21 protein-coding genes are annotated in these 25,513 nt (G+C 37.4%); 8 read left to right on the top strand and 13 right to left on the bottom strand.

The window, feature by feature from the left end; genetic code table 11:
• Nucleotides 1-49: 49 nt before the first annotated feature.
• From FFS26_RS02805 to FFS26_RS02795, 3 genes are read right to left on the bottom strand one after another with little or no spacing between them, the layout of a single operon-like run.
• Nucleotides 50-862 (bottom strand): tetratricopeptide repeat protein, encoded by an 813-nt coding sequence (locus tag FFS26_RS02805; protein ID WP_137904222.1) that lies wholly within the window; start codon nt 860-862, stop codon nt 50-52.
• The gene (locus FFS26_RS02800) at nt 859-1,425 is read right to left on the bottom strand and encodes a phosphatase PAP2 family protein (protein WP_110011127.1); all 567 of its coding nucleotides are present in this window, start codon (nt 1,423-1,425) and stop codon (nt 859-861) included. Before FFS26_RS02800 ends, FFS26_RS02805 begins: the two co-directional genes overlap by 4 nt.
• Nucleotides 1,426-1,427: 2 nt before the next feature.
• The gene (locus FFS26_RS02795; RefSeq protein WP_110011128.1) at nt 1,428-1,772 is read right to left on the bottom strand and encodes a twin-arginine translocase TatA/TatE family subunit; all 345 of its coding nucleotides are present in this window, start codon (nt 1,770-1,772) and stop codon (nt 1,428-1,430) included.
• A 401-nt stretch (nt 1,773-2,173) separates the two neighbouring features.
• Between FFS26_RS02795 and FFS26_RS02790 the strand changes: the two genes are divergently transcribed.
• Nucleotides 2,174-3,121 carry a hypothetical protein gene (locus FFS26_RS02790; protein ID WP_110011129.1) on the top strand — a complete coding sequence of 316 codons (948 nt, stop codon included), beginning with the start codon at nt 2,174-2,176 and terminating at the stop codon, nt 3,119-3,121.
• 75 nt (nt 3,122-3,196) lie between these two features.
• Here FFS26_RS02790 and FFS26_RS02785 read toward each other — a convergent pair whose 3' ends face one another.
• From FFS26_RS02785 to secD, 3 genes are all read right to left on the bottom strand, one after another.
• On the bottom strand, nt 3,197-4,000 hold the full coding sequence (locus tag FFS26_RS02785; protein ID WP_171006222.1) for an arylamine N-acetyltransferase family protein: 804 nt from the start codon (nt 3,998-4,000) through the stop codon (nt 3,197-3,199).
• Nucleotides 4,001-4,089: 89 nt separating this feature from the next.
• A complete protein-coding gene (locus tag FFS26_RS02780) occupies nt 4,090-5,349 on the bottom strand; it encodes a TCR/Tet family MFS transporter (RefSeq protein ID WP_137904221.1) in 1,260 nt (419 codons plus the stop codon).
• A 186-nt stretch (nt 5,350-5,535) separates the two neighbouring features.
• Nucleotides 5,536-8,445 carry a protein translocase subunit SecD gene (gene secD, locus FFS26_RS02775; RefSeq protein WP_110011132.1) on the bottom strand — a complete coding sequence of 970 codons (2,910 nt, stop codon included), beginning with the start codon at nt 8,443-8,445 and terminating at the stop codon, nt 5,536-5,538.
• Between the two features lie 216 nt (nt 8,446-8,661).
• Between secD and FFS26_RS02770 the strand changes: the two genes are divergently transcribed.
• The gene (locus tag FFS26_RS02770; RefSeq protein ID WP_137904220.1) at nt 8,662-10,029 is read left to right on the top strand and encodes a PQQ-dependent sugar dehydrogenase; all 1,368 of its coding nucleotides are present in this window, start codon (nt 8,662-8,664) and stop codon (nt 10,027-10,029) included.
• 297 nt (nt 10,030-10,326) lie between these two features.
• Here the strand turns inward: FFS26_RS02770 and hemN are convergent, their stop codons facing one another.
• The 3 genes from hemN to FFS26_RS02755 form a co-directional block, all read right to left on the bottom strand.
• A complete protein-coding gene (gene hemN / locus FFS26_RS02765; RefSeq protein ID WP_137904219.1) occupies nt 10,327-11,685 on the bottom strand; it encodes an oxygen-independent coproporphyrinogen III oxidase in 1,359 nt (452 codons plus the stop codon).
• 176 nt (nt 11,686-11,861) lie between these two features.
• Nucleotides 11,862-12,875: a WD40/YVTN/BNR-like repeat-containing protein gene (locus FFS26_RS02760; protein ID WP_137904218.1), complete on the bottom strand. Its 1,014-nt coding sequence runs from the start codon at nt 12,873-12,875 to the stop codon at nt 11,862-11,864.
• A gap of 48 nt (nt 12,876-12,923) precedes the next feature.
• Nucleotides 12,924-14,441: an amino acid permease gene (locus tag FFS26_RS02755; RefSeq protein ID WP_137904217.1), complete on the bottom strand. Its 1,518-nt coding sequence runs from the start codon at nt 14,439-14,441 to the stop codon at nt 12,924-12,926.
• 164 nt (nt 14,442-14,605) lie between these two features.
• Between FFS26_RS02755 and pnuC the strand changes: the two genes are divergently transcribed.
• From pnuC to FFS26_RS02730, 5 genes are all read left to right on the top strand, one after another.
• Nucleotides 14,606-15,277, top strand: coding sequence for a nicotinamide riboside transporter PnuC (gene pnuC, locus FFS26_RS02750; RefSeq protein ID WP_137904216.1), 672 nt, complete (start codon nt 14,606-14,608; stop codon nt 15,275-15,277).
• A gap of 4 nt (nt 15,278-15,281) precedes the next feature.
• On the top strand, nt 15,282-15,953 hold the full coding sequence (locus FFS26_RS02745; RefSeq protein ID WP_110011138.1) for a hypothetical protein: 672 nt from the start codon (nt 15,282-15,284) through the stop codon (nt 15,951-15,953).
• An 89-nt stretch (nt 15,954-16,042) separates the two neighbouring features.
• Entirely contained in the window at nt 16,043-16,810 is a 768-nt protein-coding gene (dapF, locus tag FFS26_RS02740) for a diaminopimelate epimerase (protein ID WP_137904215.1), read from the top strand.
• Between the two features lie 29 nt (nt 16,811-16,839).
• Entirely contained in the window at nt 16,840-17,865 is a 1,026-nt protein-coding gene (mltG, locus tag FFS26_RS02735; RefSeq protein ID WP_137904214.1) for an endolytic transglycosylase MltG, read from the top strand.
• A 132-nt stretch (nt 17,866-17,997) separates the two neighbouring features.
• A complete protein-coding gene (locus FFS26_RS02730; RefSeq protein WP_137904213.1) occupies nt 17,998-20,607 on the top strand; it encodes a TonB-dependent receptor in 2,610 nt (869 codons plus the stop codon).
• Between the two features lie 45 nt (nt 20,608-20,652).
• Here FFS26_RS02730 and FFS26_RS02725 read toward each other — a convergent pair whose 3' ends face one another.
• The 4 genes from FFS26_RS02725 to FFS26_RS02710 all read right to left on the bottom strand — a co-directional run bounded on the left by FFS26_RS02725 (nt 20,653) and on the right by FFS26_RS02710 (nt 23,808).
• Entirely contained in the window at nt 20,653-21,105 is a 453-nt protein-coding gene (locus FFS26_RS02725; RefSeq protein ID WP_110009329.1) for an adenylyltransferase/cytidyltransferase family protein, read from the bottom strand.
• Nucleotides 21,106-21,237: 132 nt separating this feature from the next.
• Entirely contained in the window at nt 21,238-22,260 is a 1,023-nt protein-coding gene (gene galE / locus FFS26_RS02720) for a UDP-glucose 4-epimerase GalE (RefSeq protein WP_110009330.1), read from the bottom strand.
• 9 nt (nt 22,261-22,269) lie between these two features.
• A complete protein-coding gene (locus FFS26_RS02715) occupies nt 22,270-22,680 on the bottom strand; it encodes a hypothetical protein (RefSeq protein WP_137904212.1) in 411 nt (136 codons plus the stop codon).
• Nucleotides 22,681-22,683: 3 nt separating this feature from the next.
• Nucleotides 22,684-23,808: a DegT/DnrJ/EryC1/StrS family aminotransferase gene (locus tag FFS26_RS02710; RefSeq protein WP_110009332.1), complete on the bottom strand. Its 1,125-nt coding sequence runs from the start codon at nt 23,806-23,808 to the stop codon at nt 22,684-22,686.
• A gap of 88 nt (nt 23,809-23,896) precedes the next feature.
• Here FFS26_RS02710 and FFS26_RS02705 point away from each other — a divergent pair, with 88 nt between their 5' ends.
• Entirely contained in the window at nt 23,897-25,498 is a 1,602-nt protein-coding gene (locus tag FFS26_RS02705; protein WP_137904211.1) for a S8/S53 family peptidase, read from the top strand.
• Nucleotides 25,499-25,513 lie beyond the last annotated feature (15 nt).

Here is a 25,513-nt window from a genome sequence, read left to right as displayed (position 1 = left end):
GTTTTAATGTGGATTTATTTTAATGATTTGGCAGAATATTTTTTTAAATTTATTTCTTTATACATTTAGCATAAGAATCACTGAGGATGGCTTTTTCATAGCCTAAAGCCACTGCTTTATCCAGGTTTTCACAGGCTTCCTTAAGTTTGGAAGTGTCCATCAGAATCATGGCTTTGCTTACATAAGACTGGGCAAATTTCGGATCTATGGAAATTGCTTTATTAGCATCTGCAAGCGCTTCCTTATATTTTTTCATTTTAAAATAGACGTCTGATCTTCCGTTATAAAGTAATGATTCCGGTTTTTCAGCAAGAAGTTGATTATAATCTTTCAACGCTCCATCCAGGTCACCATTATTTTTTTTCAGATTGGCAAGCCCTGTTTTTGCAAAAATGTTGTCCGGAGCGAAAGTGAGAATCTGATTAAGATCTTTAATGGCAAGATCTTTTTTCCCCTGGCTGTCGTATATTTTGGAACGGGTAAGATACAAATCTGCTGTTTCAGGATTTACTTTGAGTCCTTTCTCTACATATTCCAATGCCTTTACTTTGTTTCCTTTCTGGCTGTAAAGCGATGACAGATTCACATATACAGAAATTGACATAGGGTTTGCTTTTAAAGCAGAATCATAAGACTTAAAAGCCTGAGTCGTTTTTCCAAGTCTTCTCTGAGCTGTTCCGAGGTAATCGTAATATTCAGATTGAAATTTTTGGATCTGTTCTTTTTCTGCCAGTTTTAAATACTGTTCTTCTGCACACTTATAATCAGCTTTTTGGAAACATTCTTCCGCCAGTTTTTTATTCTGGGCATAGAAATGAAGAGCGAAAAAGAGGGAAATTACTGCTGGTAAAGTTTTTTTCATGAGTTTATAGTTTGTTTGTTGATCACTTTTTTGGCGAGTGCACCAAATATCACTCCCAATAAAGATCCAACAAACGCCCCCACCAAAATATCTATCGGGAAATGCACTCCTAAATATATCCGGCTGTAGGAAACCACCAGAGCCCATACAAATATAGCATATGGAAACCATTTAAGCTTATTTTTTAATAAAATACTTAAAAAGGATGCCAAAAAGAATGTATTGGAAGCATGAGCAGAATAAAAACCATATTGCCCACCGCATTTCACGATTCTCATATGATGTTCCAGTGTAGGGTCATGACAGGGTCTCAACCTTGCTACACCATATTTGAAAACACTGGCCAGCTGATCAGAAACCGTCGCACCGATGGCCAGAAATATAAGGATAAAAACTAATGATCTTAGTTGATGGTTTTTGTATAAAAAATAAAGAAATATAATATAGAGAGGTACCCAGATCCAGGTACTTGAAATCAGCATCCAAAACTGATCAAAAGATGAATCTCCCAAATTATTAAGGTAAAGAAATACCTTCTTATCTTCCTGAATGATTTCCTCCATGATTATCTGCTTACAGGTCCTTCATAAGTCTCATCATCTGCAGGCTTTGGTTTTGGCGGCTCATTGGAAGCAACAGAAGAAGAAGGTTCCGTCAGAATATCTTTTTGAATATCATTCATCGGATTGAAATCTTTTGCAGCATCTTTTACCTTCTCAATCTCACGTTTGATTTCAGAAACAGGATTATCTGTTTCTTTCATAATTTCAGTTTTAATATCTTCCACTGCTCCACGCATCTTTCTAACGCCTGCACCTAAGTCACGCGCAATCTGGGGCAGCTTATCCGGACCGAATAATACAACGATTGCAATGGCAATGAGTGCCATTTCTCCAATGCTTAATTCCATGGCGTAAAATTACGAAAGATTATTGCATTTATGGACTGTAAACTAAAAATTTAAACAAATTTTAAGATTTTATAATGAAGTTCAGGATTCAAAGTTCAAGGTTTAAGGTTTAATGTTTTTTAGACGGATTGCGGGTTTCGCGATTATTTTGGTGCAGGTTGCTTGGTAGCGAGTTTTTGGTGTTGTTACGAGGGCGAGTTGCGGGTTCTTTTTATTCCTGTTTACCCACAAACTTGAACTTAGAACTCTGAACCCTCAAACTCTTCCACTCTCAAACTCTCAAACGTAGCTCCTAACACCTGCAACCTCCACTTATTAATTAACAAATATTTAATTCAAAACAATGAGAATTAAATAATATTTATGTATATTTATAATACACAACCAAATCAATATTAATTATGAAAAAACTAGTAACTACTTTTAAAGTTTTTGCCGTGTTATCGGTAATGGTACTTCACAGCTGCCGGAATGAAAACAATGAGGTGAACCAGCAGGAAACCATTCAGGCTAAGGTAACCGTAGACGATCTGAAAAAAGAGATCACTCCTTCTTCTTCCCAGATGGTTCCTGAAGCAGTACAACATCAGTTGAATGAGTCCGGCAAAAATCTCGAAACCTATTTAAAAAATGATTTACAGATTACCGGAGTAACGGTGCTGGGAAAAATTTCAACCCAACAGGGTGTTGAACTTTCCAAAAGCCTTATTACGGATCAAAATCAGTTCATTGCTTCCGGGAACATAATGGATCCATCCTCTGTAAAAATCGGAAAAATCGGAGATTTGTATACCGGAGAGGATCTGACAACTGCACAACAAGGATTAAAAGAAGCCATCACCGAAGAAGTAAAACCGGGCACTCAGGTTATGGAAGTAACATGGAACGGAAAAAGCGGAAAATTTACCACATTGTGTTTTTATGGGGACTCAGGAATTATCTGGGACAATATCTTCGGAGGTCTTGTGATGATGGATACCCGGGGAAATTCAGAAACATCTGACAGCGAAGCTTCAAAAGTAGCTTCTACATGGTATAAACAGTGGTGGACAGCCAATTGGCTTTGGGGTTCTAAACGAGGTGAAGCCGGATATAAGATTACCATTTATTATTCAGGATCCACCGTTTCCAATGCAGATGTAAGTGATTGGGGATACATCAGCTTAGGAAAAGCGAAAAGTGAGAGTAAAATTATAAAAAGAACAGGTGCCTACGGACAATGCCGTTATGCCCTTGGACTTTGTACTCCTACAGGTTCTTTAAGCTTTAATTCCACTAATTTCTCTGTGTCATTCTCCGGATTGGGCAGCAATATTGTAAGTAACGGGACAAAATCCCTTTATCCATAGTTATTTTCATAAAAATCAGATTTTAATCAAAACGGGAAGCTCAGTGAGCTTCCCGTTTATTATATTTTATAAGTCTTACCAGATTTTGACTTTTGACTTTAGTGCTTCTATTGCATTTTCTTTAAGGCCGAAAGTATTCATCAGTATTTCATAAAGCTGTACATCATTTTCTATCGCTACAGCTTCTTTTTCACCATCGCCGGAGCGTATATTCAGCACGTGATCCGTATAGGTATAGCGGGCATTTTCATCTACTTTTGAAAGAATCAGTCTGTTTTTAAAATGGGAATCCGGATGGGTAGACAGATACCAGTTGGAAATATCCAGATCAATAAGTTCTACATGCTCAGGAATAAACCGGTACACCGGAAGCCACTGCTCTTTCGACATCCAGAGTGTATAGGTTTCTTCCTTGTGGGAAAGTTTAAATATTCCGTTGGGTGTTTGCTGCTGATCTTCTTTATTTAAAAGTATGGGTGAAGTAAGCGTAGCTGTTCCAAATCCGCAATCTACCACATATTGATCACCATCAAAATCCACAATAAGCAAGAGATGAGTCTGTGCCGCCATACTGTCTTCCTGCCTTCCCCACACTACCCTTCCAAGCTGAAGCTTTACATTGAAACCTAATGTTTTTAAAACTTCACTTAAAAGCAGATTTTGTTCATAGCAATATCCGCCTCTGGATTCGATCACCAGTTTTCTGAAAACATCATCTAACTTTAAAGAAGGAACCGTGCCTGTATAAGGATCAATATTCTCAAAGGGTATATGTTTCGGATGAAGCTGATGGATCCTTTTTAATGTTTCCATGCTCAATTCAGGAGTTCCGGAGAAATGAATCCGTTCCAAATACTTTTCCAGATCTGATGTATTCATAATTTGGTTTTTTGTTTCAAAATACATAAAAAAGACTTGTAAAATTATTGAAAGATAACCCGAAAATCAATTATAGCTCATCAATAGAACTATGACTTATGAAAATCCTTTTCCGAGGTTACATCAACTAAATTTTTATTTTTTTTCTGAAAAGCAGAATACGTAATCACAACACTTACTGCCATTAAAATAAAGGCTAAAAAGAAAGGTGCCCCTGAAAATTTGAATGGTGCTTCATCATGCGTGAAATAGTAAAACAAGTTCGTCATCATCGGAGGTCCGATAATGGATGTAGCACTCATTAAACTCGTTAATGCTCCCTGAAGTTCTCCCTGTTCGTTGGAAGGAACACTTTTCGTGATGACAGACTGTAAAGCCGGCCCACAGATTCCTCCCAGGCAGTAAGGCACCAGAAATACAAACATCATCCAGCCTTTTGAAGCAAACGCAAATAACAGCATTCCTACAGCATAGAAAGCCAGTCCGTAATAAATACTTTTCTGCTCTCCCAGCCTGGGCGTTGTATATCTGATAAGCCCGCCCTGTACAAGACCTACCAGCAAACCTACTACTCCCAATGAGATTCCTACCATTCTTTCTGTCCAGCTGAATTTATACATGGTAAAGAAGCTCCAGTTACTCTGTACAGCATGGCCTGCAATATAAATTAATATCAACGAAACAATAAGACCGGAAATTTCAGGATGTTTCCCCAGAAATTTAAATGAACCTATTGGATTAGCCCGTTTCCAGTCGAATTCTCTTCTTTTATCTTTATCCAAACTTTCAGGAAGGATGAAATATCCATACAAGAAGTTAAGCAGACACAGGCCTGCCGCAGCATAGAAAGGTACTCTTGCTCCGTAATGCCCAAGAACACCGCCCAGAACCGGGCCAATGATAAATCCAAGACCAAAGGCTGCCCCTATCAGTCCAAAATTCTTGGCACGGTCTTCATCAGTGGAAATATCGGCAATATAAGCACTGGCAGTAGTGACACTTGCTCCCGTAATCCCTGCAATGATTCTTCCTAAAAACAGCCACCAGATCGTGGGAGCCAGCGCAAGGAAAATATAATCTACTGCAAATCCGAAAAGAGAGATCAGAATGATGGGTCTTCGTCCGTATTTGTCACTGAGATTTCCGACTAACGGAGAGAATATAAATTGGGTAAATGCATAGGCAAATCCGAGCCAGCCACCATATTTTGCGGCTTCACTAATATCTGCATGAATAAGTTCCTCAATTAATTTGGGAACAACAGGAATGATGATCCCCCATCCTGTAATATCGATCAGTAAAGTAATAAATATGAAGCCTATAGCTGCTTTTTTCTTTGAATTTTCCATGATGGTGCAAAATTAATCAAATCTGAAAAATAATGATTCTAAATTATGATATGAATAGTTAATATGATTATTAAAAAAAAGTAAAGCCAACATGATCATGAATAGCTGCTCGTGATTTTTTGACTTTAACTTTAAAAAAAGGCCGTCTCTCTCGAAACGGCCCTTACTAATTTATTGTAGTTTGTATTACTTTGAAGCAAGCTCTTCTTTAGCAGAAGTGGACTTTCCATGTACCTCTTCTTCTTTTCCTGTTTTAAGGAAGTCGTAAGCAATTGCAGACGCAATAAAGATGGATGAGTAAGTACCGAATCCAATACCGATTAACATCGCAAACATGAATCCTCTCAAGTTATCTCCACCGAAAATGAAGATCGCAAGGATCACCAGAATCGTTGTAAATGAGGTGTTGAATGTTCTACCCAATGTACTTGAAATAGAGTCATCAAACAGACCTGCCAATGTTAAAGATTTTTTCTCTCTCAGGTATTCTCTAATTCTGTCGAAGATAATTACCGTATCGTTGATTGAGTAACCCAACACAGTAAGAATTGCAGCGATGAAATCCTGGTTGATCTCCATGTTGAACGGCATATATTTGTGAAGCAATGAATAGGCTCCTAAAATAATTACCGCATCGTGGAATAATGCAGCAACCGCTCCAAGAGAGAACTGCCATTTTCTAAATCTTACAAGAATATAGATGAAGATCATTGCTAATGCCGCTAATACTGCATAGATACCGTGAGTCTGGATATCATCAGCCACAGAAGGTCCTACTTTCTCAGAAGAAATGATTCCTGCGTGGTCTTTATCAGCAGATTTGAAATCTTTCAATGTCGTTCCTGCCGGTAAGTTTGATTTTAAACCTTCGAATAATTTCTGTTCGATAATCTGGTCAGCCTTTAAAGATTCATCTTCGATAAGGTAATCTGTAGAGATCTTTAATTGTTTGTTGTTTCCGAAAGTTTTAGCTTCTACAGAAGAGTTTTTACCATCTTCAGTTTTGAATAATGCTACTAATTTTTCTTCAACATCTTCAGCTTTTACATCTTTATCAAATCTAACGACATAGTTTCTACCACCGGTAAAGTCGATACCGTATTTGAAACCGTGTGTTGCGATAGAAATAATACATACAACTGTAAGAACAGCAGAAACGATGTAAGCATATTTTCTCTTTCCGATGAAATCGATCCATGTATTTCTGAACAGGTTCTTCGTTGCCGGAGTCCATACAGAAAGTCCTTTTCCTTTATTTAATCTTGAGAAGATCATTACTCTTGAAAGCAATACAGACGTGAATAATGTCATTAAGATACCGATCATCAACGTCAATGCAAAACCTTTAATAGGCCCTGTTCCGAAGAAGAACAATACAACTGCCGTTAGGAAAGTCGTAGTGTGGCCGTCAATAATCGCGTTTAATGCATGTTTGAAACCATCTTTGTAAGCTTCAAGAATACTTTTCCCGGCGAATAATTCTTCTTTGGTTCTTTCGTAAATGATAACGTTCGTATCGACCGCCACTGCCATCGTAAGAACGATACCTGCGATACCTGGAAGCGTAAGCGTAAAGTCTCCCGAATCCATAATACCGAAAATATAGAATAAGTTGATCACCATCGCAATTACCGCGTAAACCCCAGCTCCACCGTAGTAGAAAATGATATAAACAATGATAATCGCAAATGCAATGATGAACGACATTAAACCAGAATCAATAGCCTCTTGTCCTAAAGATGGACCTACAACCGTAGCCTGAACTACTTTTGCACCTGCAGGTAATTTACCGGCACCTAACACGTCTACCAGTTCTTTAGCTTCTTCCTGAGAGAAGTTACCAGAGATCTGGGTTCTACCGTTAGGGATAGCATTAACAACGTTAGGAGCTGTGTATACTCTGTTATCAAGAGTTACAGCAACTGGTTTTCCAACGTTTTTCTCGGTTAATGTTTTCCATTCTTTTGCTCCTTTAGAGTCCATCTGCATATCTACCACTACTCTGCTTAGTTCATCGTAGCTGATGTTTGCAGTTTCAACAGCACCGTCTACCGGAGCTTTTTGGTTGATGTTACCTCTGATCGCATACAATACTAAACTTTCAGTATCGGTAGCTTCAGGCTTGTAACCCCACATGAACTGTGTATATTTAATGTTAGCCGGACGTAAAGACTGACCTACTTTGCTGTTTAAGATTTTGTTTACAACAGCAGTATCGGATAATTTTACATTGGCAACACCATTTGTTCTTAATTTGTCAAGCTGTAAAAGGCTCATGAAGTTCACATTCTTTGCAACTCCCATAGAATCTCCTTTTGTAGCAACCATAGTTGTCAAAGTCTGGAAATAAGGTGCAATTTCAGGAACCTGCTGTACTTCCCAGAACTGAAGTTTTGCAGAAGTCTGAAGCATTTTCTTCACTTTATCGATGTCCTTCATACCAGGCATTTCTACAGAAATTCTCGCAGTACCAGGTACTCTCTGAACGTTTGGCTGGATCGCTCCAAGCTTATCAATTCTCGTTCTGATTACCTCGAAAGCGGTTCCTACAGATGCATCGATTTTTCTTTTAACAATGCTTTTCACCTGATCATCAGGTGTATTGTACTTCACTTCAGTAAGCGTTGTGTTTCCGAAAATTTCGGGATCTGCCAACTTCAGGTTGGTACCTTTAGCTTTGTTAATTACATCGAACTGCTCGAAGAAGTTGTCGATGTAAGGTTTGGTAGAATTCTTCTGTGCTTCATCAGTTTTGTTTAAAGCCTCAATAAGAACAGGATTTGTAGAATAATTAGTTAAATCATTCACAAGATCTCTTTGGTTAATTTCCAAAAGAACGTTGATCCCTCCTTTCAGGTCAAGACCAAGTTTCATTTCCTTGTCTTTGGCTTTAGTGTAATAAAGTTTTGTGAATCCTAAGTTCAAAGTATCCTTAGAAAGTCTTGCGATTTCTTTCTGATACTTCTCCGGATTGTCTCCTGCAAAAGCAGTCGCCTGCTTTTCAATTTTGCTGGCGTACCATGTTGGTAATAGCTCGTTTAAGCAAATCAACCCTAGTACAATAGCGACAATTGTAATAAGTCCTTTTCCTTGCATTTTGTTATAACTACGTTAAATTAAGTCGGCAAATATAATGATTTTCTTGTATTTTATGAATTTTTAACAACAGAAATGGTTTATTTCCAGATATATTGGTGTGGTGATTTCTATTTAAGATTTAACAATTTTTTCATGCTATCATAATGAAGTCTTCAAAATCGATTGGTATAAAATTTTCATTTACTTTTCCAACACACTAACTCTCAAAATATTATGAAAAAATTACTTTTTTGCATCAGTATTTTTTCTTCCTTAATTGTTAATTCTCAAAGCATTAATTTGGAAGAATTTGCCACAGGACTGACGAGTCCTGTAGAGATTACGAACGCCAATGACAGCCGTCTTTTTGTGGTTCAGCAGAACGGTATCATTAAAATCATTCAACCCAATGGGACAATCAACGCTACCAATTTCCTCAATATCGGAACAAAGATTGTTTTTGGCGGCGAAAGAGGCCTTCTTGGTCTTGCATTTCATCCTCAATACTCTGCTAACGGGTATTTTTTTGTGTACTACAACAACCCTTCTGGGAATATTATTGTTGCAAGATACAGCGTAAGTTCAACAAATCCGGATGTAGCTGATCCCGCTTCGGAAAAAATTCTGCTGAACATTCCCAAGCCATTCGACAATCACAATGGGGGAAGCATCCATTTTGCCCCTGACGGAAAACTCTGGATCATAACCGGAGACGGAGGAAGTGGCGGTGACCCGAATAACAATGCTCAAAACAAAAATTCACTGCTGGGGAAAATGTTGAGAATAGATGTAGATGCTACAGGCCCCTATAACATTCCTCCTGACAATCCTTTTGCAGGAGCCGGAGTGGATGGTGCAGACGAGATCTGGGCATACGGACTCAGAAATGCCTGGAAGTTTTCGTTTGATCTGACAACAGGAAACGCCATGATTGCAGATGTTGGCCAGGGAGCCATAGAAGAAATCAACAAAATGCCCATTACTACAGCCGGATTAAATTATGGCTGGCGATGTTATGAAGGGAATAATGCGTACAATACTGCAGGATGTGCCGCACAGTCCACCATGACCTTCCCTGTTGCCGTATACGACCATTCCGGTGGCAAATGTTCCATCACGGGCGGGTATGTCTACAGAGGAACGCAGTACCCGTCACTTCAGGGAAAATATTTTTTTGCCGATTACTGCTCTACCCAGATCGGAATTCTGGATAGCAATAATGCCATCACATGGACAACTCCTTATTCCGGAAATAACTTTTCCACTTTCGGAGAAGATTACCAAAAAGGATTGTACGTAGCTGCCGTAAACAGTGGAAAGATTTTTAAAATAACCACAGGTACTTTGGGAACCCAGGAAAGTAGTCCGGGAACCATAAAAGTTTATCCAAATCCGGCTTCCAAAGAAGTTTTCATTGATGGGGTGAAAGATAAAAAAGCAACCCTGGAAATCATCAGTGCAGAGGGAAGAAAAGTGATGGAAACGGATCAGATTATTAATGGCAAAGGAATTAATATTTCAGGGATTCCTGCCGGAGTGTATTATATTAATCTGAAATCCGGGGAACTGAAATCATATAGTCAGAAATTGATTATCAAATAGTAATAGCAGGTTTTAAGCGCAGACGAAACGCTAAGGTTTTTACATTCTATGAAAAAGGATCGCAAAGGCTTTTCACTAAGCAAAAAGCATTGGATATTTCATAAACCATTAAGAAGGATTAAGCAGTAAAGCATCGTTAAGTTAAGATAAATCATTCTGATTTTTAAGCTTAAAGCGAAGCTCATCTTAATACTCTAAACACCTTACTACAATCTTAATGTTTCAAAAAAGTTTAAACAAGTTCAAAATAAGCCCACGGGTCAATAAAAAAGCGGTTCAGAACTGAACCGCTTTTCCTTATATTGTCATGGAGAAAATCCTTGTTTCAGGTTTATTTCTCATCATTCTCAGGTCAAAAACCATGGCTACATTCCTTGTGAATGCTCTTCCGGCTTCTGTGATTTTAACTTCAGTTCCATTGATCTCAACCAAACCGTCATTTTCCATCTCTTTCAGCATTTCCAGTGCATTTTCAAGCTCAGGGAAAGAGTTGTTGATATCAAAAGTGGTTTCAAGCTGGCACATCAGATTCAGAATATGCCTTCTTACCGTAAGATCCTCTTCGCTCAGAACATGTCCTTTTACTACAGGAATTTCACCTTCTTCAACCATTTTCTGGTATTCTTCCACTGTTTTTATATTCTGGACAAAAGCATACCATGAATCCGAAATAGCAGACATTCCAAGTCCTACCATCAGCTGGGTTTTGCTTGATGTATATCCCATGAAATTTCTGTGAAGTTTTTTATGAATCAGAGACTGATACAGATCATCATGCTCAAGAGAGAAGTGATCCATCCCAACCTCAATATATCCTAAATCCTGAAGAAGCTTTTTCCCATCTTCATACAAACGGCGTTTTTCTTCACCGCTTGGAAGATCATTTTCATCAAATCCTCTTTGTCCGACACCTTTCACCCATGGAACGTGGGCGTAAGAATAAAATGCAAGTCTATCCGGCTTCAGTTCCATTGTTTTTCTGATGGTATGTTCCATTGCTTCCCAATTCTGGTGTGGCAATCCGAAAACCAGATCATGGCTGATTCCTCTGTACCCTATTTCCTTTGCCCATTCCGTAACATTTTTCACATTTTCAAAAGGCTGGATTCTGTTGATTGCTTTCTGAACTTTAGGATCATAATCCTGAACTCCAAAGCTCACTCTTCTGAAACCAAGGTCGTATAAAGTCTGAAGATGTTCTTTCGTTGTATTGTTTGGATGTCCCTCGAAAGAAAATTCAGGATGCTCTGCAATATCCACTGATGAAAAGATCCCTTCCAGCAATGTTCTTAAATTTTCAGGTGAGAAGAACGTGGGTGTTCCTCCTCCAAGGTGCAATTCTTTCAGTTTAGGTCTTTCAGTGAAAAGATCAAGATATAATTTCCATTCTTTTAAAACACTTTCAAGATAAGGAACTTCAACACTGTGCTGTTTGGTGATACGCTTATGGCATGCACAAAACGTACACAATGCCTCACAAAAAGGCAAATGGATATAAATAGAAATTCCCTCCTCTGCATTGCTTTCATGAAAAGACCTGATTACGGTTTCCTTCCATTTTTCCGGTGAAAATGTTGATTCATCCCAATACGGAACGGTAGGATAAGAAGTGTAACGCGGTCCGGGAATATTATACTTATCTATTAAAGAGTTCATTGTGAAAATTAAATTTTATAAGGGTATGAAATTTAACATAATTAAAATTCATCTTACAAAATTAACCATTAGTTATGAATTTTAACCTATGAATTATATTAGGTTCTATTTTATAATGAGTCTAAATACGTATGATCAGGCTTTTGGCCAATAGTGATAAATTCTATTCCTGATATTTAAAATTTTAATTTCATCACCGCAATTTTGCTATTTCCTGCAAGAACCACTTTATTAGCATCAATCCACTGGCAGACAAAGAATCCTTTTTCGTCAGAAATCTTTTTCCAGGTCTTCCCAAAATCTGAAGAATAGCTGATATGTTTATCTCCTACGGCAATGATTTCTTTTCCTTTTGATCCCGGTTTAATTTTCACACAGGTTGTATATCCTGCGTTCTGCCCTGAAGCCTGAATCTGCCAGGTCTCGCCGGCATCAGTTGTGGTTGCGATATTATTGATATTAGCATCCTGTTTGGTATAATCTCCTCCTACTGCTATTCCGAAACGGTCTTCATAAAAATCGATGGAATACATTCCCTGAGAAGATTCTCCTTGTATGATTGGGGTATTGAACACTTCTATTTTATCATCTTTCAGGTTCATTCTTAAGATTCTTGAAGCTTTTCCTCCAGTCGCAATCCATAAGTATTTTTTAGAGGATGAAATATTGGTATTGCTGGCGGCAAAAGCAGCTTCGCCATCATTTAACGTTACATTATTTTTAAACATGTTCCATTTCCCATCCTTATATACTGCCAGTTTCAGCAGGTGATCTTTATCTGCGTCACTGAAGGTATAGGCAAGTTTATCATTCACAAAATGCAAAGCATCATAAAACGCTGTTTTTGCAGTATCTTTAAAAATCACCTGTGATTTCAGATCTTTTTTATCAATTTTGAAAAAACGTGCCGGACTTTCAATATTGATTGCATAGAAAGAAGTTTTATTCTGTCCTAGTGTTCTGAACTGAAGTTTTTCTTCAGATAGCCTGATCTGTTTCTGGTTTTTATAGTCTTTAAGATCTACAAACCCGAATTTGGAATCCGTACCGCTGTACCAGACCTTGTTATCATATAATTCCAGCGCTCTGATACTGATTTTATCGTTAAGAATGGTTTCAAGGCTTTCCACCTGCTGGGAAAACGCGGTAAGACCTACGGATAGGAATACAATGGAAAAAAGTTTTTTCATATACTGATATTGGGACAAAAAAAACCGCCGAAGCGGTTTATATTATTATTAATCCTGATTCTGATATTTTTCAGGGTTGTTAAGTTTACTGTTTGATTTTCCGTAAAGGAAGTATACCAAACCTCCTAAGAATAACCATACTGCAGAAAGTTCCAATGCATGGGCACTTAGGTTAAAAATCAAATATAGGTTGATAATTACTCCTAATGCCACTACGATTTTATAAGCAGGAACTTTGAAAGGTCTGATCAGGTTAGGTTCTTTCTTTCTCATTACCCAAACTGCGATACAAACCAGTGTAAATGCAAACAGGGTTCCGAAACTTGTCATATCTGCCAATGTAGAAATTGGTGTAAATGCAGCGATTAAAGCTACTACAATTCCTAACAGGATAATTCCTTTGTAAGGTGTTTTTGTTTTTGGATGAAGCTGTCCGAAGAATTTAGGAATCAACCCGTCTTTTGCCATACCGATGAAGATTCTGGACTGCCCCATCATCATTACCATTACAACAGAAATCAACCCTACGGTAGCAGCAATCGTTACGATATTACTCGCCCAGTGCTTTCCTGCAATTTCAAAAGCATACGCAACAGGTGCTTTGATGGCATCCGGATATCTTCCTTCAGGATTAAAGTCTGTATAATGCATCATCCCTGTCAATACAAGAGATACATAGATATACAATGCTGTACAGATCAATAGTGAAGCGATGATGGCGAAAGGTACATCTTTTTTAGGGTTAATAGCTTCTCCAGCCTGTGTAGAAACAGCATCAAAACCGATATAAGCAAAGAAAATAGCTGCTGCTCCGGAAATGATCCCTTTAATACCATATGCCGAGACCATATCACCCTCGGAATTCTTGATCTTTATCGGATCCGGAATAAAAGGCTTCCAGTTTTTAACCCCATCTACAGCGTTATAAAGATCTGTATTAGAGAAGATGATATATACTCCGGCGATAATTACAAAGATAACCGCTGAAGTTTTCATTAAAACGATCAGGTTATTCGCTCCTGCTGCCTCTTTAGTTCCTTTTACCAATAATGCAGTAATCAAAAGAACAAGAATAAATGCAGGCAGGTTCATTGAAAATCCGTCTCCGGTATAACTTGCGGGATCTGAAGTCAGATAGGCAGGCAAATGAATATTAAAAATCTTCAAAAATTTATTAAAATATCCGGACCAGCTCACGGAAACGGCCATACTGGCCATGGCATACTCGAGGATGAGACACCATCCCATGGCCCATGCAAAAATTTCCCCTACAGTTCCGTATGCGTAGGCATATGCTGAACCCTCTACAGGAATAATAGATGCAAACTCTGCATAGCATAATGCAGCAAAAACGCAGGCGATCCCTGCGATGATAAAGGAAATTGCAAGTGCTGGCCCTGCATGATAATAGGCTCCTGTTCCGGTCAGAACAAAGATTCCACCACCGATGATAGCACCTACTCCAATTGCTGTTAAACTCCATTTACCAAGGACTTTTTTCAGCTCACTTTTCTTCATATCTGCCTCATAGGCACTTAGTGGCTTTTTAACCCAAATTTTCGACATGTTTTTTTATTTATTAAGGATTTACGAAAATATAAAAAATTTAGAAACTCTCACGTTAATCGTTAAACTTTCCTCATTTATTTTACATTAAAGGTTTAAAAACCTGAACAACACATTATATAATCCATTTTATAAAGTCCATATTTTTGCTTATTTTTGATTGCATGAATTTATATGATCTTTTTGTAAAGCCTTATGAAAGCTATGATTCTTTACAAATTATGTTGGAAGCATCAGGTGCAGTTTTCGGAATACTGAGCGTATTTTTTTCCATAAAGAAAAATATATGGGTGTATCCTACCGGCATTATTTCAACGCTGATCTATGTATATCTTCTTTTCAATGCCGGGCTGCTGGGAGACTGTATGATTAACATCTATTATACTGTCATGAGTATTTATGGATGGGTTCTATGGGCAAGAAATTCTGAAGATCATATTCATGTAGATGTTACCTGGGCTTTCAAAAAAGAGTGGATTTACGCCAGCCTGCTTTTTATACTGAGTCTGGCTCTTGTTACCCTTATCTATTATTATAAACCTTATATTGATAATCAGTTTTCGATGGAAGGAACCAGTTTTGGATTGTATCATCTGGATTGGGCCAACTGGATGGATGTTTTTACAACTTCAATATTTTTAGTGGGCATGTGGTTGATGGCCAAACAGCGCATTGAAAGCTGGATTTTCTGGATTATCGGAGATTTGATTTGCATCCCTATGATGATTTTTAAGGGACTTGGAATCACTTCGGTTCAATATTTGGTATTTACTATAATGGCGATCTTAGGATACGTCAATTGGAAAAAAAGTTTTAAAGAAAAAAAAGTACAATAAAGTCATGAAAAATTTATTTAAAATAGCATTCAGTATTTTTGCTATTACCAGTTTAACCTCTTGTTTAGCATATACCGACGGATACGGAAGCAACGGAAGCTATGGGTATGGAGATCCGTATTATAACAACGGGTATTACTATGCTCCGTCAGGATATTACGGAAGTGGCGGATATTGGGGTAATGATGGCTACTATTATAGAAACAATATTAATTATTACTATGATAATGGTATTCCTTATTACTATGATAGCTATAATAACTCCAGAAGAAAAGTATACGTAGAAAGAAGATCTTCTTCATCTTCGAGACCTGAAAACGGATTCCAGAATACGCGTACAACTAACAGTAACGGTTCATACAACAATAACGGAGGATTTAATAACAACAGAAACTCCAACAGCAACAGCGGATTCAGAAACCAGAATAATGGTAATCAAAACAATCAGGGTAACCAAAATAACAGCGGGTTCAGAAATTCCAATGGTAACAGCGGATTCAGAAACCAAAACAATGGTAATCAGAACAGCCAGAGAAACCAGAATAACAGCGGGTTCAGAAACTCCAATGGTAACAGCGGCAGATCAGAATCTTCCGGCGGTGGATTCAGGAATAGTTCAGGCAGCCAAAGCAGCAGTTCAAACAGACAGCAGAGCAGCGGAGGCGGCTTTAGATAAAACGATTATAAATAAGAAAACGAACAGCTAACACTGTTCGTTTTTTATTTTAAATATAGTAATTTTGCTTCTTCATTTAACAAAAAAATATGGAATTTTATAAATATCAGGGAACAGGGAATGATTTTGTAATGGTAGATAACCGGGATCTGCAGTTTACCAAAGATAAAGACAGTATTGAAAAATTATGCGACCGACGTTTCGGAATAGGTGCTGACGGTCTTATTCTTTTGGAAAACGATCCTCATTATGACTTCAAAATGGTGTACTACAATTCTGATGGCGGAGAAAGTACGATGTGTGGAAACGGAGGAAGATGCCTTGTCGCTTTTGCTTTTTTCCTTGACATCTTTGAAGACAAATGCAAATTCATTGCGACAGATGGTGAACATGAAGCTGAAATCCATAACGGAATCATCAAATTAAAAATGATTAATGTAGACACCGTTTCACAGGACGGAAATGACTTTGTGCTGAATACCGGATCTCCACACTACGTAAAATATGTAGACAATCTGAAAGATTACGACGTTTATGACGAAGGATATGGCATCAGAAATTCTGAAAAATATAAAGAAAAAGGAATCAATGTGAACTTTGTAGAAAAAATTTCAGATAATGAAATTTTTGTAAGAACCTATGAACGAGGCGTTGAGGACGAAACTTACAGTTGTGGAACAGGAGTTACAGCTTCCGCTTTAACTTTTCTGCAAAAACATAATCTAACCTCTGTAAAAGTTAAAACTTTAGGCGGAAACCTTAAGGTATATGCTGAAAAAAGCGGTGATGCATTCCAGAATATTTGGCTGGAAGGTCCTGCAAAGCAAGTTTTTAGAGGTAAAACAGATCTTCTTTAAAACAAAAAACTTTTAATCAACATTTAAGAATGAAAAAAGCTATTCTCATTATCATTCTGCTGGTTTTTGTAGTGGCAGGATTTTTTGGTTTGAGATTTTATAATAAATATTTAGGAAACAACGTAGAAAAAGATGGTTATGTTCTGATTCCTCATAGAGCAGGTTTTAAACAGATCCTGGATTCTATTGCTCCTTATATTAAAGACAGGGAATCTTTTGAAGCTGTGGCTAAAGAAAAAGGTCTTGATACCAATTTTAAAGCAGGACGTTATCACATCCAGAGCGGAACAGGCAATAAAAACCTTGTCAATATGATCAAAGCAGGTAACCAGACAGCCAACTCTTACAGAATCGGGGATTTTGGAGATATGTATCAGATGATTGGTAAGGTGACCAAAAAAACGGAAATTGATTCATTACATTTTGTGAATGATCTGGATGCCGTGGCACAAGAGAAAGGCTATAAAAATGTTGAAGATTTAAAAAAATATTTTTTCATCGATACGTATAATTTTTTCTGGACAGTAAGTCCGAGAGAATTTTTTGCGAAGTTCGAAAATCAGTATAATGATTTCTGGACAAGTGAAAGAAAGAACAAGGAGCAGCAGTCCGGGCTTACAAGAGATCAGATCTATGCTTTAGCTTCCATTGTCTATAAAGAATCAGGAGGGAAAAAGGATGAAATGAAAACCATTGCAGGATTATATTTAAACCGTTACAGAAAAGGAATGAAGCTTCAGTCCGATCCTACGGTGATCTATGCGATGAATAAACAAACCAATTTTAAAGAACCTATAAAAAGAGTATTATATAAGCATTTATCAACACCTTCACCTTATAACACTTATGCCAATGCAGGTATTCCTCCAGGACCGATCTGTGTAGTGGATAAGAATTCAATAGATGCTGTTTTAAATGCTGAAAACAACAATTATATATTTATGTGTGCCGATCCGACAAGATTTGGATACCACAAGTTTACGGCAAGTGCAGAAGAACACGCTGTAAATGCGAAGGCTTATCAGGATTGGCTTAACTCGAAAAATATAAAATAAGCTTAGAAAGCACCAGGAAACTTATACAGTTAGAAAACAATAAACAACCATAATGTTTTGGATATCAAGTTGATATGGATATTCAAAATATTAAGGGTTATCCTTTCACGATCTTATACAAAAAAATAACCTATGAAGAATAAGACAGAAATTGTCACTATTTTCACCAGAAAAACTTTAGGACTTACATTAGTACTTTCAGCGGCAGCGATGGCTTTTGCACAGGAGAAGGCTGGAGTTTCGGGAATCATCGTCAACAAAAAAAATCAACCCGTTCCTTACGCTTCTGTAACTTTCAGCAATAAGACCAACAAAACTTTAAGTGATGCCGTACTGACTGATGAAAAAGGACAGTATCAGCTGCAACTTATGCCCGGCGATTACGAAATTACAGTGGAAGCTATTGATTACAAAAAAAGTGTAGTCAGCAAAAATATTGCAACAGCAGGTAACATCGGTGCATTATCTATTGAAGCAGAGCCCTCTTCTACGGTTGATGGCAAAACAAAAGAAATTCAGGGTGTTGTTATTACTGCTTCAGCAGCAAAACCTTATAAAGTAGAGCTTGACAAGAAGACATATGATCCTTCACAGGACATTGTGAGCAAAGGAGGAAATCTTCAGGATGTTTTAACCAATGTTCCTTCAGTGTCTGTAGATACGGACGGAACAGTTTCTATGAGAGGAAGTACCAATGTGAAATTTCTGATCAATGGAAAGCCTTCTGCCCTTCTTGGAATAGATGACGGCGCTAATGCATTGCAGAGTATTCCGGCTGACCAGATTGAAAGAATTGAAGTAATTACCAATCCTTCTTCTAAGTTTGAAGCAAGCGGAACATCCGGTATCCTGAATATCATCCTTAAAAAAAACAAAAAGGTAGGATTTAATGGTAGTGTGGTAGGATCACTAGGATATTTTCCAAGAACATCCCTTAATACGAACCTTAGCTGGAGAAAAAACAACTGGACCTGGTTCCTGAATGGTGGCGGCGGCTACACGGAAAACAAGACGAAGAATAATTCGGAAACAACCTATCACAATCTCACATTTCCCAATGTGATTCCTTTCCAGCAGCCTAATGATGTTCTTGAACATCAATTGCAAAACTCCGAGAATAAAACGTATAATAAAAATTATAATGTAAGTGCAGGTTTTGTCTATGATTTATCTGATAAGACTTCAATCAATCTTACGGGATTGGTGAGAACATTTGAAGGAGACGGAAATGAACTTCTTGATACGTATGACAGTTTTTACAGGTTTTTCAGAGATTCACCGGATGCAAGTACTACAGCAGGAAAATGGAATTTATTAAATCCGTATGGAAGGAGAGATTCTAAAAGCGTCTTCAATAACCTTGCTTTCCAAGGAGATCTGGGATTAGATCACAAATTTGATGATAACGGGCAAAATTTATCCGTATCATTAAGTCTGCAAAGAAACAGAAGTAACAATAATGCGGATATTCTGGAAATATACGACCTTCGTCCTGATGTACAGGATATTACCAGAAGATATTCACTAAGTAAAACAATCATTGGTAAAGCTGACTATGAGCTGCCAATAGGAGAACAATCCAAGCTTGAAGCAGGATACAGATTGGATGTGAATGATAATACTTACGATAATTTTGTAAGCAGTACTTCCAACAATCCTTTTATTCCAAGCTACAATAACAATACAGATTATAAAGAAGTATTCAATGCTTTCTATCTGCAATTTAAGAGTAAAATCGGTGAAAAATTTGCTTATCAGCTCGGTTTAAGAGATGAACTTTCCAATGTAAAGATCAATTACATCAATCAAAATCCTAATGATCCGCAATTAAATAAAACAAAAAACTACAACAATTTATTTCCAAGTGTATTCTTAAGCTATGACGTATCTAAAAATAATCAGATTTTGCTTAATTATTCCCGTAGAATAGACAGACCAAGGTCATTCTTTATGGTTCCTTTCCCGAATTACAGCAACAGCCAGAATATTTTTGAAGGAAACATAGACCTGAATCCATCGTACGTAGATTCATTTGAAGTAGGATATAATATTACCCGAAAAAAATTCACGGTTAATCCTACCCTATACTACAGACACGCCACTGATGATACCAAAATGCTGGTATACAGACCTGATGAAAGCCTGGGTGTATTTTATACAAAACCAATCAACTTAGGAAATGATGACCGTTATGGATTGGATCTGAACTTTACTTATGATCCATTTGCATGGTTGAAAATCATGGGAAGTCTGGATATGTTCGGATATAAAACAAGTGGAATTGCTTATTACGATGCCATTGATAAAAATAAGCTGCAGCAAACCCGCAGTATGGATTTCACAGGAAACGGATTTTCTACCAGAGCACGTCTTAATACCACATTTAAGCTTGACAAAACTTTAAGTGTACAATTACAGGGATTCTATAGAGGAGCACAGAAAACGGCCAGCCAGAATACAGAGGATATGTATGCTCTGAATCTTGGTGCCTCCAAGACGATCTGGAAAGGAGACGGAACAATTTCCTTCAATATCCAGGATATATTCAATACAAGAAGCAGAGAAATATTCAGTTTCAATGATGATTATACACGAAGAAACTATATGCAGTGGCAGCCAAGACAGTTTGCTATTTCCTTAACTTACAGATTTAAGCAGGGAGAAAAAATCGAACAGCCTAAAAAGAAAAAGGATATCAATTCCAATGCAGCAGGTGATGACCAGCAAGGCGGCCCAATGTAATACAACAAAAATCCCGAAAGTAACTTTCGGGATTTTTTATTGTTGTTATTTTACAGGTTCTGCTTTCGAATATTTTTCTTTTTCAGCTTCGTAGATCCTTCTTCTCAGATCACTGGTGGAAAACCTATGGTCTCTCTTGTTGAAAAAAATTTCAATTCCTTTTTCTTCACAGTATTTTTTACCTGTAAAGTCTTTGTCCATATAATCATCTCCTATGATTCTTACATCAATTACAAATGATTTAAGAATATCCAAAAGGTCTTCTTCCGTGTAATAAGGAATGATCTCATCCACAGCATTCACAGCTTTCAGTTGAATATATCTTTCAACAATAGTCTGGCTTGGCTTATTTTTAGTAGGACGGTCGTGGGACGGATCAATTTGAAGTCCGACGATTAAATAGTCACATACAGTTTTAGCTTCTTCAAGCATTTTGATGTGACCCGCATGTAATAAGTCAAATGACGAAAATGTAATACCTATTCTCTGTGTCTTCATACTAATTTAAAATTAAAGCTTCACTGAATTCAATGTTTTTAGGATAACACTTACTCTTCAGGAAAATGTTTTGTAATTTGTTTTATGATCGTTTAAATTATTGTTTTGATGCAATTATTTCTCAATGCTAATTTACGAATTTCTGGTGTTCAGATATTTCTGCCATTCCCAAACTGTTCTCAAAGCCTCTTCCAGAGACGTTTCAGACTTCCAGTTGAGTTCTTTCTCTGCTCTTCCGGGATTGGCATATGCTATAGTAATATCCCCTTCTCTTCTCGCACAGATCTGATAAGGTACTTCCACATCATTAGCTTTTTCAAATGCTTTTACCACTTCCAGTACGGATGAACCTTTTCCTGTTCCCAGATTATAGGTATCAATCACTGCATCAGATGAAGAATCTTCTATCAGTTTCTTTAATGCTGCAACGTGCGCTTTTGCCAGGTCAACAACATAGATATAATCTCGAACAGCAGTTCCATCCTCTGTAGGGTAATCATCGCCCCAGATATTCAGTTTCTCACGCACTCCTGAAGCCGTCTGCATTACATAAGGCACTAAATTATTAGGAATCCCGATTGGCAATTCACCCAACTTTCCGGAAGGATGCGCTCCGATTGGATTAAAATACCTTAACAGTGATATTTTACTTTGATAGGCTTTGGCAAAATCAATCAGGATCTGTTCGCCCATTTGTTTTGTTTTCCCATAGACACTTTCAGGGGTTTTCAACGGAGTATTTTCATCGATCGGCATTACATCTGCCTGTCCGTATACCGTACATGATGAGCTGAAAATAAAGTTGGAGATCTTTCTTGTTTTAAATTCCTGAAGAACATTAATCAAGGAAAACAGATTATTCTCATAATAATCTACAGGTATGATCTGACTCTCTCCTACTGCTTTAGAAGCTGCAAAATTGATACAACCATCAATCTGGTGAGCATCAAAAACCTGAGTAAGAAGCTCTTTTCTTCTCAGATCAAAAGGATAAAAAACAGGTTTCTTACCCGTAATTTCCTCAATATTATTTAAAATAAACCTTTCTGTATTGGATAAATCATCAACAATAACAACTTCAAAGCCGTTATTAATAAGTTCTACCACTGTGTGAGAACCAATATATCCAAGTCCGCCGGTAACAAGTATTGCCATTTTTATTTTTTAATCTTCGTGTTTTCCTATGTGTTCTATTTCCTTTGCTCCGTCATTTTTTTTCACCTTAAATACATTTACAATTAATAAACACAATATAAATATGATTAAAAATCTAAAAGTAAAATGTTCTAAAACAGAATATCCGTTTAAAAATCCAAACAATAAAGGATAACCTAAAACAATTATGGATAATAATAAACTGAGATTTAGAAACAAAATTGCTTTATCATATTTTTCAATCAGATTAACAAATGCAAATGCATTAATAACTAACGAAATAACAATAAATAATATTTTAAATAGGCTAAAGTCATTAAATATTTCAAGAATCCAAAATGCAGATATTATAAAAAGTAGTAAGCTGGTTATTACCGCGATATAGTATACCAGCTTATATTTAAATATCTTTCTTTTCATTAATTATCCCATAAACTCAAGGACAGCATCCGTAATATACTTCAGCTGCTCTTCGTCTAATTCCGTATGCATCGGTAAAGAAATTACCTGATCCAAAAGCTTATCTGTATTCACAAAATCTGCAGCATTACTTTCCTGGAAGTATGCTTTTTGCTTTCTTAATGCTACCGGATAATAGATCATTGCAGGAATATCTTTTTCCGATAAAAACTTCTGAAGCTCATTACGCTTTCCGTTCAGAATTCTTAACGTATACTGGTGGAATACGTGAGTAGAGTTTTCCGCTCTTTTTGGAGTCAGGATATCCGGATGACCAGCAAATGCTTCATCATAAAAATCTGCTGCTTTTCTCCTTGCTTCGTTGTAAGAATCCAGGTGAGGAAGTTTTTTTCTTAAAACTGCAGCCTGAATGCTGTCCAGACGTGAGTTTACCCCTACCTCGTCATGGTAATATCTTTCATACATTCCGTGGTTTACAATTCCTCTTAAACGGTGAGCTAATTCATCATTATTGGTAAAAATAGCACCTCCGTCTCCGTAGCATCCCAGGTTTTTGGAAGGAAAGAAAGAAGTTGTTCCCACTGTTGCCATTGTTCCTGCCTGTTTTACTGTTCCGTCGGAGAAAGTATATTCTGAACCGATTGCCTGGGCATTATCTTCAATAACATATAAATTATGCTCTTCAGCAATTTTTAAAATTTCTTCCATATTGGCACACTGTCCGAAAATATGTACCGGAATAATTGCTTTTGTCTTGGGTGTAATTGCTTTTTTAATCTGTTCTGTAGAAATTGTGAATGTATCATAATCAACATCTACCAATACAGACTTTAATTTAAGCAAATGAATTACTTCTACTGTTGCAGCAAAAGTAAAATCAGCCGTGATAATTTCGTCTCCTTCTTTCAGATCCAAAGCCATCAGGGCAATCTGTAATGCATCTGTACCATTGGCACACGGAATCACATGTTTTACGTCTAAATAAGACTCCAATTCATTCTGGAAAGACTTTACTTCAGGACCGTTAATAAATGCCGCAGAATCCATTACATTCAAAACTGCATTGTCTACATCATTCTTTATTTTGTAATACTGACTTTGCAAATCAACCATCTGAATTTTTTTCATATACTAAATATTTCTGTAAAAATAAGGAATTTAAAATCCTATCAAAAATTTTATTGATTTTGTTTTTATCTTTATACAAATAAATTTTATGAAAAAACTTTTACTCTTTTGTTTCCTAACAGGTTACCTAACCATTTCCGCACAAACGGAGCTCGTTTTTGTTTACTTCACGGATAAGCCTAATAAAGCTGCTTTTTATGCAAATCCACTGTCAGAACTCAGCCAGAAATCACTCAACAGGCGTACCGCACTGGGAATTCCGCTTAATGATCAGGATGCCCCTATTGAACAGTCTTACCTTCAGAATCTTCAAAATTTGGGATTTGTTGTGACAGATTATTCAAAATGGCTTAACGGAGCTGCGGTAAATGCCACTCCGGCACAAAAAACTTTATTACAGGCCCAATCTTATGTTTTGTCTGTTGAAAGTTTTGCCAGAAACAGTTCTACTACCGTGAAAACAGCACCGGGAAAATGGAAAGACGATGCAAGTATCAATAAAACACTTACTAACTTCAATTATGGATCAGGAGCAGGACAAATTGATCAGGTCAATATCCGGCCGCTTCATCTGGCAGGCTATACAGGCACAGGAGTTTCCATTGCGGTCATTGATGCCGGATTCCCAACGGTGAATACAGGAACTGCTTTTGCAAGATTATGGACCAATAATCACATCAAAGCATCCTATGATTTTGTAACCAAAACCGGAGATATTTATAATACTTCACTCAGCACACATGGCTCTGTCGTGTTAGGAGTTATAGGAGGATATCTGCAAAATGTTTTTGTAGGAGCAGCACCGGATGCTGATTTTTATCTTTACCGCAGTGAAAATGCGGCTGTAGAAATTCCCGAAGAAGAGCTATACTGGATTGAAGCAGCTGAGGAAGCAGACCGTAAAGGGGTTGACATTATCACCTCATCATTGGGGTATAATGTTTTTGATGAAAGCCGTTACAATTATACGTATGCCAATATGGATGGTAACACGTCCTTCATTGCCCGCGGAGCTGGTATTGCGGCTGAAAAAGGTATTTTTGTTCTTGCTGCTGCCGGTAACTCCGGACAACAGCCGTGGCATTATCTTATGACACCGGCTGATAACGCTAAAGTATTTTCTATCGGATCTGTAGATTCAGCCGGAAATGCTTCAGCTTTTTCTTCTTTCGGACCTAATGCTCTCGGGGTGGTAAAACCGGACGGAAGTACCCAGGGAACCGGTACGACAACTGTTTATGATAATACTACCTTAATCGTGAATGGAACTTCAATTGCTACTCCTATTGCTGCCGGCGGTGTTGCATGTCTTATTCAGGCATTTCCAGCGATGAACAGAGAGCAGATGAGAGCAAAGCTGAGACAAACTGCTTCACTATATCCTGCCCATACCGATCAGATGGGATATGGTATTCTCAATTTCGGAAGTTTATATGATCTCGTTCTGAATACCTCTGAGACTGTAAAAAAAGACAGGTTCTCCATATTCCCGAATCCTGCAAAAAATATCCTGAATATTGTATCAGAGCAAGAAGTTCAATCGTTAGAAATATATGATAACCTTGGAAGACTCATCAGGAAAAGCAACAACCAGAAATCTATAAAAGTGGAAGATTTTTCCAAAGGAACTTATTATCTGAAGATTCAGATGAAGGACAAGGTTTTCTACGAAAAATTCTTAAAGGAGTAATTTTTTGTTTCCCTC

It is taken from the genome of Chryseobacterium sp. 2VB (genome assembly GCF_005503635.1).
Lineage (GTDB): Bacteria > Bacteroidota > Bacteroidia > Flavobacteriales > Weeksellaceae > Chryseobacterium > Chryseobacterium cupriresistens.
This window is presented reverse-complemented; position numbering and strand designations above follow the sequence as displayed.